Raw genomic sequence first — 11,242 nt, forward strand, 5'->3', positions numbered from 1 at the left:
GCGGGACGGCCGTACGTCGAGCACATTTCTCGGGATCCGACGAGGACTGCATGCGAGCTCGGATCACGCACCGCTGAGTTTCCCGCGCCGCGCCGGTCTGTACGCGTGGGACCGACTCACGGAAGGCTGGCACCATGCGGAAACTGATCTACGGCATGAACGTGACCCTGGACGGCTACATCGCCGCGCCCGGCGACGACATCGGCTGGGGCGGACCGCCGAGCGACGAGCTGTTCCAGTTCTGGTCCGACCAGTTGCAGGCGACCGACCTGTCGCTGTACGGGCGCAAGCTGTGGCGGACGATGAGCTCCCACTGGCCCACCGCCGACCGGCAGCCGGGCGCCACCCCGGCGGAGACCGAGTTCGCCCGCCGCTGGCGCGACATGCCGAAGGTGGTGTTCTCCTCGACGGTCGACAAGGTCGACTGGAACACCCGCCTGGTCACCGGTGACGCGGTCGCCGAGATCACCCGGCTCAAGGCCGAGGACGGCGGCCCGATGGACATCGGCGGCGCGACACTGGCCGCGGCCGCCCTGCGGGCCGGGCTGATCGACGAGTACGTGCTGGCCACCGCCCCGGTTCTGGTGGGCGGCGGCACACCGTTCTTCACCGCACTGGAGAACTGGGTGAACCTGAACCTGGTCGAGACCCGGACGTTCCCCGGCGGCGTGCTCCTGACCAGATACGAGACGAGGCGCTGAGCAGCGCCACCCACCCACATCGCCGGTCAGGTCTGTGCCATGTCCACGAAGCGCGAGTAGTGGCCCTGGAAGGCGACGGTGATCGTCGCCGTCGGGCCGTTACGGTGCTTGCCCACGATGATGTCCGCCTCGCCCGCGCGCGGGGACTCCTTCTCGTACGCGTCCTCGCGGTGCAGCAGGATGACCATGTCGGCGTCCTGCTCGATGGAGCCGGACTCACGCAGGTCGGACACCATCGGCTTCTTGTCGGTGCGCTGCTCGGGACCACGGTTCAGCTGCGAGAGCGCGATCACCGGGACCTCCAGCTCCTTCGCCAGGAGCTTGAGGTTTCGGGACATGTCCGAGACCTCCTGCTGACGGCTCTCCTGGCGCTTGGAGCCACCGGCCTGCATCAGCTGCAGATAGTCGATGATCACCAGCTTGATGTCGCTGCGCTGCTTGAGCCGCCGGCACTTCGCGCGGATCTCCATCATGGACAGGTTCGGGGAGTCGTCGATGTAGAGCGGCGCGGACGACACCTCGGGCATCCGGCGTGCCAGCCGTGTCCAGTCCTCGTCGGTCATGGTGCCGGAGCGCATGTGGTGCAGGGCGACGCGGGCCTCGGCGGACAGCAGGCGCATCGCGATCTCGTTGCGCCCCATTTCGAGGGAGAAGATGACGCTCGGCAGATTGTGCTTGATCGATGCCGCGCGGGCGAAGTCGAGCGCGAGCGTGGACTTTCCCATGGCGGGACGGGCCGCGATGACGATCATCTGGCCCGGGTGCAGTCCGTTGGTGAGCGAGTCGAGGTCGGTGAACCCGGTGGGCACACCGGTCATCTCGCCGCTGCGTGAGCCGATCGCCTCGATCTCGTCGAGCGCGCCCTCCATGATGTCGCCGAGCGGGAGGTAGTCCTCGCTGGTCCGCTGCTCGGTGACCGCGTAGATCTCGGCCTGTGCCCGGTTGACGATCTCGTCGACGTCGTCGTCGGCCGCGTATCCCATCTGCGTGATGCGCGTACCGGCCTCGACCAGGCGGCGCAGGACGGCACGCTCGTGGACGATCTCCGCGTAGTACTCCGCGTTCGCCGCCGTGGGCACGGTCTGGACGAGTGTGTGCAGATACGATGCGCCGCCAACCTTGTTGATCTCACCACGCTTGGTGAGTTCAGCGGCGATGGTGATCGGGTCGGCCGGCTCGCCCTTGGCGTAGACGTCGAGGATCGCCTGGTAGACGGTCTCGTGCGCCGGCTTGTAGAAGTCGTGGCCCTTGAGCACCTCGACGACGTCCGCGATGGCGTCCTTCGACAGGAGCATGCCGCCAAGTACGGACTGCTCGGCATCGAGATCCTGCGGCGGCACCCGCTCGAAGGCCGAACCCGCGCCCTCCCACTCGCCGCCCTCGCGGCCGCGGTCGTGCTGTTCGTCGCGGCCCCGCCCTCCGTCACCGCGCCGTCGGGAAGCGGGCAGACGATCACTTGGACCGCTGTCGGCCCACGGGTCGTCCAAGGGCTCGGAAATACTCAACCGAGCCACCTCCTCCCGTCCGCCGAGCGGACCTCGCCGTGCCCTTTATTTCTACGGCACGGCACTGACAAATGAAGCGCCCAACTCCGGTACGGGCGCGTCGGTTTTGTGATGGTTCTCAGGCCGACGGACGGAGCGCGTGCCGGTCCACCGTAGGCCCGCGGGCACCGTCAGCCAATCTGGTTATCCACAGGCCATGTGGACGACGGCCCTGATGCTGTGGAGAACCCGGCAAAACCTGTGCACGACCCGGTGGACAGCCCTGTGAACAAGACCTCGCCACTTCGATCGCAACCAATCTGACCTGCGCCTTTCCCATCCACCGGCTGTGCAGAAGAAAAACTTTCCACATCCGACCAAGATCGCTTCGAACAGTGCGCGAGAGGACGCGAGGCGAGATCAGAGGTAAGGGTCACAATGCAATTGCATCTCTTACCTGTGGACGATTAGATTAGTGCTCATGACACAGGCTCCCGCGGCCACCAAGGCCACCCGACGACAGCACGACCGAGAGATCGTCATGCTGGCCGTCCCGGCCTTCGGCGCGCTCGTCGCCGAGCCCCTCTTCGTCATGGCCGACAGCGCGATCGTCGGCCATCTCGGCACGGCACAACTCGCCGGTCTCGGAGTGGCATCCGCCCTCCTGACGACAGCCGTGAGCGTCTTCGTCTTCCTCGCCTACGCCACCACGGCGGCCGTCGCCCGACGTGTCGGCGCGGGTGACCTCCAAGCCGCCATCCGCCAGGGCATGGACGGCATCTGGCTCGCTCTGCTGATCGGCGCCACCGTCATCGCCGTCGTCCTCCCCTCGGCACCCGCTCTCATCGGCCTCTTCGGCACCTCGGACACCGCCAGCCCCTACGCGACGACCTATCTGCGGATCTCCTCCATCGGCATCCCGGCCATGCTGATCGTGCTCGCAGCCACCGGAGTCCTCCGCGGACTCCAGAACACCAAGACACCGCTGTACGTCGCCGTCTCCGGCTTCGTCGCGAACGGTGTCCTCAACGTCGGGCTCGTCTACGGCGCCGACCTCGGTATCGCCGGCTCCGCCTGGGGCACCGTCATCGCCCAGTGGGGCATGGCTGCCGTCTATCTCGTCGTGGTCGTCCGTGGAGCCCGCCGACACGGCGCCTCCCTCAGTCCGGACGCCGCAGGGATCAGAGCCTCGGCACAGGCAGGCGCGCCACTCCTCGTGCGCACGCTCTCCCTGAGAGCGATCCTCCTGATCGCCACGGCTGTCGCGGCCCGCCTCGGGGACGCCGACATCGCCGCACACCAGATCATCCTGTCCCTGTGGTCCCTGCTGTCCTTCGCCCTCGACGCCATCGCGATCGCGGGCCAGGCGATCATCGGCCGCTATCTCGGCGCGGACGACTCCCAGGGCGCCCGAGCCGCATGCCGCCGCATGGTGCAGTGGGGCATCGCCGCAGGAGTGGTGCTCGGTTTCCTGGTGATCCTGTCCCGCCCGCTCTTTCTCCCCTTGTTCACCAGCGACCCCACCGTCAAGGACACCGCCCTGCCCGCCTTGATCATGGTGGCGCTCTCCCAACCGATCTGCGGTGTCGTCTTCGTCCTTGACGGGGTGTTGATGGGCGCGGGAGACGGGCCGTATCTCGCAGGGGCGATGGTGGTGACGCTGGCGGTCTTCGTCCCTGTGGCCCTGCTCGTACCGATCCTCGGCGCCGGACTGACCGCACTCTGGGGAGCGATGACCCTGATGATGGCGGTGCGGATGCTGACGCTCCTGCTACGCACCCGCTCGGGGCGCTGGGTCGTCACGGGCGCGACCCGCTGACCGTTTCACGTGAAACACCGCGCACTGGCATGTTTCACGTGAAACATGAGCGCCATGGCGTCTCCCCGAACGCACAGCATGGGCCGGGCCCCTTCTCGTTCCGAACGGACCGCACGCAAGGGCCGCATCCCGTCCCGAGCACAGCAGAGGGGCCACACCCCAACGGGTGCGGCCCCTCTCTCAGCTATGCCGAGCGCAGCGGTCAGGCTGCGATGACCTCGATGTTGACCTTGGCGGCAACCTCGGGGTGCAGACGCACGGACGTCTCGTGGGCGCCGAGCGTCTTGATCGGAGCAGACAGCTCGATGCGGCGCTTGTCGACCTCGGGGCCACCGGAAGCCTTGATCGCCGTAGCGATGTCGGCCGGGGTGACGGAACCGAAGAGACGACCGGCGTCGCCGGAGCGGACGGCCAGACGGACCTTGACGCCCTCGAGCTGGGCCTTCACGGAGTTGGCCTGCTCGATGGTCTGGATCTCGTGGATCTTGCGAGCGCGACGGATCTGCTCGACATCCTTCTCGCCACCTTTGGTCCAGCGGATAGCGAACTTCCGCGGGATCAGGTAGTTGCGAGCGTAACCGTCCTTGACGTCGACGACGTCGCCGGCGGCACCGAGGCCAGAGACCTCGTGGGTGAGGATGATCTTCATTAGTCGGTCACCCTTCCCTTATCGCGCGGTGGAGGTGTAGGGCAGCAGCGCCATCTCACGGCTGTTCTTCACAGCCGTGGCGACGTCACGCTGGTGCTGCGTGCAGTTGCCGGTCACGCGGCGGGCACGGATCTTGCCGCGGTCGGAAATGAACTTCCGCAGCATGTTCGTGTCCTTGTAGTCCACGTACTGGACCTTGTCCTTGCAGAATGCGCAGACCTTCTTCTTCGGCTTGCGCACAGGCGGCTTCGCCATGGTGTATCTCCTGTGTGATCAAGAAGTGTGGGTACGACCCACCCTCGGCCCGAAGGCCTAGAAGGGGGGTTCGTCCGAGTAGCCGCCGCCACCGCCGCCAGCGCTGGCGCCGCCGGAGTTTCCACCCCAGCCGCCGCCACCGCCGCCGCCCTGGTTGCCACCGGCGGGAGTGCCGGTGGCCCACGGGTCGTCGGCGGGAGCGCCGCCGGCCGGCTGACCGCCGCCGGAGTTTCCACCCCAGCCGCCGCCACCCTGGCCGCCACCACCGCCACCGCCGAAGCCGCCGCCCTGGCCACCGCGAGCACCACCGGCGGTCTTGGTGACCTTGGCCGTGGCACTGCGCAGGCTGGCGCCGACTTCTTCGACGTCCAGTTCGTAGACCGTGCGCTTGACGCCCTCACGGTCCTCGTAGGACCGCTGCTTCAACCGGCCCTGCACGATGACGCGCATGCCTCGCTGGAGCGATTCGGCGACGTTCTCCGCCGCCTGCCGCCAGACCGAGCAGGTGAGGAAGAGGCTTTCGCCGTCCTTCCACTCGTTCGTCTGACGGTCGAAGGTGCGGGGAGTGGACGCGACACGGAACTTCGCGACCGCCGCACCGGAAGGGGTGAAGCGCAGCTCGGGGTCGTCGACAAGATTGCCGACGACCGTGATGACGGTCTCGCCTGCCATGGGGGAACCTCTCGGCGGGTTTGCTGCTGGCTGCTTGGTGCTGCTACTCGAATCCCGAGATCAGCTGAGCAGGATGCTCAGTGGGTCTCGGGGCGGAGGACCTTGGTCCGGAGGACCGACTCGTTCAGGTTCATCTGGCGGTCGAGCTCCTTGACGACCGCAGGCTCGGCCTGCAGGTCGATGACCGAGTAGATGCCCTCGGGCTTCTTCTTGATCTCGTACGAGAGACGACGACGGCCCCAGGTGTCGACCTTCTCCACCTTTCCGTTGCCCTCGCGGACGACGGAGAGGAAGTTCTCGATCAGGGGGGAGACGGCGCGCTCCTCCAGATCGGGGTCGAGGATGACCATCACTTCGTAGTGACGCATGTGGAACCCACCTCCTTTGGACTCAGCGGCCACGGTCGTTCCGTGGCAGGAGGGTTGTGATGCGTAAGCAACAGTGTGTGCCAGTAAAACAGCCGCCACTGACATCGGGTGGTCCTTGAGGGGATTCCGAGCCGTGGCATGGGCAGACACCAGTGCAGAGGGTACAGAGTACCCGCACACCGGCTTCCGGTTGAAATCCGGTGGCGGAGAGCGTCAATCTGTACACATCGGGTGTGTCCGGCGCGACGATGCGCCGCCTTCCGCAGGAGGTGCCACATGGCACAGGCATTGCGACCCAACACCGCCGGCTCTCTCTTCGCCACCGACGGCAAGCCCCATCCGCTCCAGGACACGCTGCTCGCGGTGACCCTGGTGCTCGGGCTGACGGCGTTCACCACCTCGTTCTTCCACAGCCTTCATCTGCTCAGCTCCTGGACCGGCCTGGTGGGGATCCTCACCGGCGCGTACGGGCAGTGGATCTCCGAGACGACGAGGGAGCGCTTCGGCCTGATCCTGGGTCTCGGTGCCGCGGGTGTCGGATTCTTCCTCGGCATGGCACACGGCGGCCTGTTCGGCGGCATCATCAGCTGACGGCCCGGAAGACGACAACCCGGACGCCGTGGTCCGAACTCCCCGTAAAACAGCACGGAACGCCTTGGCGGCCAACAGGCCGAGGCGAAGGTTGCATACGCCCAGTCGGGGCGCTCGCAAGGCGCAGTAGGCTTCGGCGCGAGAGCCGGAGCCCCTGTACCCATGGGGACACCCCAGCCCGAGGAGCGCCCCGAATGAGCCTGACCCTGAGGACCATCAGCCGTGAGCAGCATCTGGCATTCATCCAGAGCCTGCCCTCGGCTAGCCACATGCAGGTCCCGGCATGGGCTGATGTGAAGGCGGAGTGGCGCTCCGAGAGCCTGGGCTGGATCGACGAGAAGACCGGCGAACTGGTCGGCGCGGGTCTTGTCCTCTACCGGCAACTCCCCAAGATCAAGCGCTACTTGGCCTATCTGCCCGAGGGCCCGGTCATCAACTGGTTCGCGCCGAATCTGGACGAGTGGCTCCAGCCGATGCTGGCCCACCTGAAGCAGCAGGGCGCTTTCTCGGTGAAGATGGGCCCGCCGGTCATCATCCGGCGCTGGGAGGCTGTCTCCATCAAGGCCGGCATCCAGAACCCGGACGTGAAGCGACTGCGCGACATCGAGGCCGACTTCATCGAACCGCGCGCCTTCGAGGTGGCCGACAAGCTGCGCCGTATGGGCTGGCAGCAGGGTGAGGACGGCGGCGCCGGCTTCGGCGACGTCCAGCCGCGCTACGTCTACCAGGTGCCACTGGCGAACCGCTCCCTGGAAGAGGTCCACAAGAACTTCAACCAGCTGTGGCGCCGGAACATCAAGAAGGCCGAGAAGGCCGGTGTCGAGGTCGTCCAGGGCGGCTACCACGACCTTGAGGAGTGGCAGCGGCTGTACGAGATCACGGCGCTGCGCGACCACTTCAGGCCCCGCCCGCTGTCGTACTTCCAGCGCATGTGGACGGCCCTCAACACCGAGGACCCCAACCGGATGCGGCTGTACTTCGCCCGGCACGACGGGGTGAACCTGTCGGCGGCGACGATGCTCGTGGTCGGCGGACACGTCTGGTACTCCTACGGCGCCTCCGACAACATCGGGCGTGAGGTCCGGCCCTCGAACGCGATGCAGTGGCGGATGCTGCGCGACGCCTACGCGCTCGGCGCCACCGTGTACGACCTGCGCGGCATCTCCGACTCGCTGGACGAGACCGACCACCTCTTCGGTCTGATCCAGTTCAAGGTGGGCACCGGTGGGCAGGCCGCCGAATACCTCGGCGAGTGGGACTTCCCGCTCAACAAGCTGCTCCACAAGGCGCTCGACATCTACATGTCGCGCCGCTGACCTGACGGTCCGCGCTTCGATAACGTCGACAGCTCTCATACTCCTGATACACCGCAGCCACCCGAAAGGTTCCAGGTCCGGCCATGGCGCTCACGCTCTACGTCGACACTGCTCGCTGGCGGGCGCATCACAAGCACGTTGCCGGGCAGTTCCCGGGGCTCGTCCCGGTCTGCAAGGGCAACGGCTACGGCTTCGGGCACGAGCGGCTGGCGGAAGAGGCGACGCGGCTCGGCGCGGACGTCCTCGCCGTCGGCACGACGTACGAGGCCGCCCGGATCAAGGACTGGTTCGGCGGTGACCTGCTGGTGCTGACGCCGTACCGCCGCGGCGAGGAGCCCGTGCCGCTGCCGGACCGGGTCATCCGCTCGGTGTCGTCCATCGACGGTGTCTACGGCCTCGTGGGCGCCCGTGTGGTCATCGAGGTGATGTCCTCGATGAAGCGTCACGGCGTCAGCGAGCAGGAACTGCCGCAGCTGCACTCCGCCATAGAGAACGTGCGCCTGGAGGGCTTCGCCATCCACCTCCCGCTGGACCGCACCGACGGCTCGGACGCCGTCGAGGAGGTCATCGGCTGGATGGACCGTCTGCGGGCCGCCCGGCTGCCGCTGCACACGATGTTCGTCAGCCACCTCAAGTCCGAGGACCTGGCCCGGTTGCAGCAGCAGTTCCCGCAGACCCGCTTCCGGGCCCGGATCGGCACGCGGCTGTGGCTGGGGGACCACGAGGCCACCGAGTACCGCGGCGCGGTCCTGGACGTCACCCGGGTCTCCAAGGGCGATCGCTTCGGCTACCGGCAGCAGAAGACGGCCTCTGACGGCTATCTGGTGGTCGTGGCGGGCGGTACGTCGCACGGAGTGGGCCTGGAGGCCCCCAAGGCGCTGCACGGCGTCATGCCGCGGGCCAAGGGCGTCGCCCGCGCCGGCCTCGCCACGGTCAACCGGAACCTTTCTCCGTTCGTCTGGGACGGCAAGCAGCGCTGGTTCGCCGAGCCTCCGCACATGCAGGTCTCGATCCTGTTCGTACCGGCGGAGGCGGCCGAGCCGAAGGTGGGCGAGGAGCTGGTGGCCCATCTGCGGCACACCACCACGCAGTTCGACCGCATCGTGGACCGCTGAGCCCTTCCGCAGCAGCCGAAAGGCCGTACACGGGACCTTCCGTGTACGGCCTTTTCGCGTGGTGTCTCCGTCTTTCGTGGGCTCTAGGCGCCCTGTTCGCTCAGAGCGAACGGTCGGCCGTTCCCTCGCTGCCCCACTCCACCTGCGGCCCGTCGAAGGGGGCCGCGTGTCGTCCGGGGCGGGCGGCGGCCCCGAACACGAACACGTCCTCCGCCCGGTCGAGCACCCCGCCCGAGGGGTCGTCGTCGCCCGCCAGGCGCACCACGTCCCGTTCCGGCATGAGGATGTCGCGCACGATCACGGCGCACAGGTAGAGCGTGCCCAGGATGTGCAGGCCGATGGCCCAGTGGTAGCCGTCGGTCGGCAGACCCTTGTGTGCGTCTCCGCTGGTCGTGTACGCGAGGTACATCCAGATCCCCAGGAAGTACGCCACCTCGCACACCTGCCAGATCAGGAAGTCCCGCCACTTCGGCCGGGCCAGCACGGCCAGGGGGACCAGCCACAGCACGTACTGCGGCGAGTAGACCTTGTTGGTCACGATGAACGCCGCGACGATCAGGAAGGCCAACTGCGCGAAGCGCGGCCGGCGCGGAGCGGTCATCGTGAGTGCCGCGATGGCTCCACAGCACAGCAGCATCAGCAGGGTGGCGAACGTGTTGACGGTGTCGGTGCTGAGCGGGTCGGTGGAGTTCTGGGCGAGGATCAGCCAGAACGACCCGAAGTCGACGCCCCGCTCCTGGCTGAACGTGTAGAACTTCGACCAGCCGTCGAAGGCGAAGAGCATCACCGGCAGGTTCACCGCGAGCCAGGCGACGGCGGTTCCGCCCAACGCCTTCCCGAAGTCCCGCCACTTGCCCGCGCGCCAGCACAGCAGGAACAGCGGGCCGAGCAGGAACACGGGATACAGCTTGGCGGCCGTGGCAAGGCCCAACAGGACGCCGAACGCGAGGGAACGGCCCCGGGACCACATCAGCATCGCCGCGGCCGTCAGAGCGACCGCCAGCAGGTCCCAGTTGATGGTGGCGGTCAGCGCGAAGGCGGGCGCCAGGGCGACCAGCAGGCCGTCCCAGGGCCGGCGGGCGTGCGTACGGCTGACGCATACGACGATGACGGCCGCGCACACCATCAGCATCCCGGCGTTGACCATCCAGTACCACTGTTCCTGGTGCTGGATGCTGCCGCTGCCCGGCGTGAGCCAGGCGGCCACCTCCATGAACACACCGGTCAGCACCGGGTATTCGAGGTACTGCATGTCGCCGGGAAGCTTGTCGAAGTACGGCACGAGCCCGTCGGCGAAACCGCGCCCCTGGTAGAGGTGCGGGATGTCCGAGTAGCACGCGTGCGTGTACTGCGAGCTGGCGCCGAAGAACCAACCCCCGTTGTAGCAGGGCGCTTTCTGGACCAGGCCGAGGGCGAAGACGCCGATCGCGACCAGCGCGATGACCCGTACGGGAGTCCACCAGGACGTCCCCAGGAGAGCCCGCCGGCCGATGGGGCCACCGATCAGTTCACTACCGGCGGCGGCGACCTCATCGTCCTTGGTCGGCAGTACCGGATCGGGCTCGTGCACGCTCGTGGGCGTCAGTTCTGCACTGGGCATGGGGCACATCCTGCCGTACGGACCTAGGAGTACGCCGGGGGACGTCGTACGCGGCTCAGCACGGACCTACCATCCGGCGACGGAGAGAGGGGATCCCCGATGACGACCGAAGCCGAAGCACTACGTCGAGCCTGGGGCCGTGTGGTGCGGTGGCTGGAGCGGAACGCACCGAAGAACGCCGCGACATTGCAGACGCCCACGACACCGGAGCGGATCGCCGACGCCGAGGCCAGGCTGAAGGTGGCCTTCCCTGAGGAGGTGCGGACGTGGCTTCTCACGAACGGCGGGGTGGAGATGGAAGACACCGGGCACGATTGGAAGTCCCCGGGGCCGGACAGCAGCTTCATCCCCAACGGCTGGCACCTTCTGTCCCTGGACGACATGGTGAGGGTGCATGAACGGCGCCTGGATCTCCATCAGTCGAGTGGGATTCCTGACGACGGCGAAGACGCGGTACTGGCATGGCGTCGCGAGTGGCTTCCGTTCGTCGTCGAGCGAGACGAACTGTATGGACGGTTCGTCGACACCAGGACGGGGATGGTGGGGCGATGGAGCGACGGGGACGTCAATAGGTTCGGGATGCACGATTCGCTGGCCGAGTACTTCCAGGTACTGGCCGACACGATGGAAACGCGCGCCCACTTGGTCGACGGCAGGATCGAGTGGCGTTAG

Annotated in this window: 12 protein-coding genes; 6 read left to right on the plus strand and 6 right to left on the minus strand. The window is 67.3% G+C overall.

The genetic code is table 11. The features are described from left to right. Positions 1-134: 134 nt before the first annotated feature. Entirely contained in the window at positions 135-701 is a 567-nt protein-coding gene (locus tag ACIRRY_RS16410) for a dihydrofolate reductase family protein (RefSeq protein WP_403972770.1), read from the plus strand. A 26-nt stretch (positions 702-727) separates the two neighbouring features. Here ACIRRY_RS16410 and dnaB read toward each other — a convergent pair whose 3' ends face one another. Continuing rightward, complete coding sequence (gene dnaB, locus ACIRRY_RS16415; RefSeq protein WP_200683159.1) at positions 728-2,206, minus strand: replicative DNA helicase; 1,479 nt, start codon at positions 2,204-2,206, stop codon at positions 728-730. 460 nt (positions 2,207-2,666) lie between these two features. Between dnaB and ACIRRY_RS16420 the strand changes: the two genes are divergently transcribed. Further along, entirely contained in the window at positions 2,667-4,004 is a 1,338-nt protein-coding gene (locus tag ACIRRY_RS16420; protein WP_403972773.1) for an MATE family efflux transporter, read from the plus strand. 202 nt (positions 4,005-4,206) lie between these two features. Here ACIRRY_RS16420 and rplI read toward each other — a convergent pair whose 3' ends face one another. From rplI to rpsF, 4 genes are all read right to left on the minus strand, one after another. Beyond that, complete coding sequence (gene rplI / locus ACIRRY_RS16425; protein ID WP_200683155.1) at positions 4,207-4,653, minus strand: 50S ribosomal protein L9; 447 nt, start codon at positions 4,651-4,653, stop codon at positions 4,207-4,209. An 18-nt stretch (positions 4,654-4,671) separates the two neighbouring features. Beyond that, positions 4,672-4,908: a 30S ribosomal protein S18 gene (gene rpsR, locus ACIRRY_RS16430; RefSeq protein WP_006381652.1), complete on the minus strand. Its 237-nt coding sequence runs from the start codon at positions 4,906-4,908 to the stop codon at positions 4,672-4,674. 57 nt (positions 4,909-4,965) lie between these two features. Then, a complete protein-coding gene (locus tag ACIRRY_RS16435; RefSeq protein WP_403972776.1) occupies positions 4,966-5,580 on the minus strand; it encodes a single-stranded DNA-binding protein in 615 nt (204 codons plus the stop codon). Positions 5,581-5,657: 77 nt separating this feature from the next. Continuing rightward, positions 5,658-5,948 (minus strand): 30S ribosomal protein S6, encoded by a 291-nt coding sequence (rpsF, locus tag ACIRRY_RS16440; RefSeq protein WP_006604399.1) that lies wholly within the window; start codon positions 5,946-5,948, stop codon positions 5,658-5,660. A 276-nt stretch (positions 5,949-6,224) separates the two neighbouring features. Between rpsF and ACIRRY_RS16445 the strand changes: the two genes are divergently transcribed. The 3 genes from ACIRRY_RS16445 to ACIRRY_RS16455 all read left to right on the plus strand — a co-directional run bounded on the left by ACIRRY_RS16445 (position 6,225) and on the right by ACIRRY_RS16455 (position 8,970). After that, entirely contained in the window at positions 6,225-6,539 is a 315-nt protein-coding gene (locus ACIRRY_RS16445; RefSeq protein WP_403972779.1) for a hypothetical protein, read from the plus strand. Between the two features lie 194 nt (positions 6,540-6,733). Beyond that, positions 6,734-7,855, plus strand: a complete 1,122-nt coding sequence (locus ACIRRY_RS16450) for a lipid II:glycine glycyltransferase FemX (RefSeq protein WP_403972781.1) — start codon at positions 6,734-6,736, stop codon at positions 7,853-7,855. A gap of 83 nt (positions 7,856-7,938) precedes the next feature. Further along, positions 7,939-8,970 carry an alanine racemase gene (locus tag ACIRRY_RS16455; RefSeq protein WP_403972783.1) on the plus strand — a complete coding sequence of 344 codons (1,032 nt, stop codon included), beginning with the start codon at positions 7,939-7,941 and terminating at the stop codon, positions 8,968-8,970. Between the two features lie 100 nt (positions 8,971-9,070). On the opposite strand, the gene ACIRRY_RS16460 is transcribed toward ACIRRY_RS16455, so the two are convergent. Further along, a complete protein-coding gene (locus tag ACIRRY_RS16460) occupies positions 9,071-10,579 on the minus strand; it encodes a glycosyltransferase family 87 protein (protein ID WP_403972785.1) in 1,509 nt (502 codons plus the stop codon). A gap of 90 nt (positions 10,580-10,669) precedes the next feature. Here ACIRRY_RS16460 and ACIRRY_RS16465 point away from each other — a divergent pair, with 90 nt between their 5' ends. Further along, positions 10,670-11,242 carry an SMI1/KNR4 family protein gene (locus tag ACIRRY_RS16465; RefSeq protein WP_403972788.1) on the plus strand — a complete coding sequence of 191 codons (573 nt, stop codon included), beginning with the start codon at positions 10,670-10,672 and terminating at the stop codon, positions 11,240-11,242.

Source organism: Streptomyces sp. NPDC101776 (assembly GCF_044766845.1).
Lineage (GTDB): Bacteria > Actinomycetota > Actinomycetes > Streptomycetales > Streptomycetaceae > Streptomyces.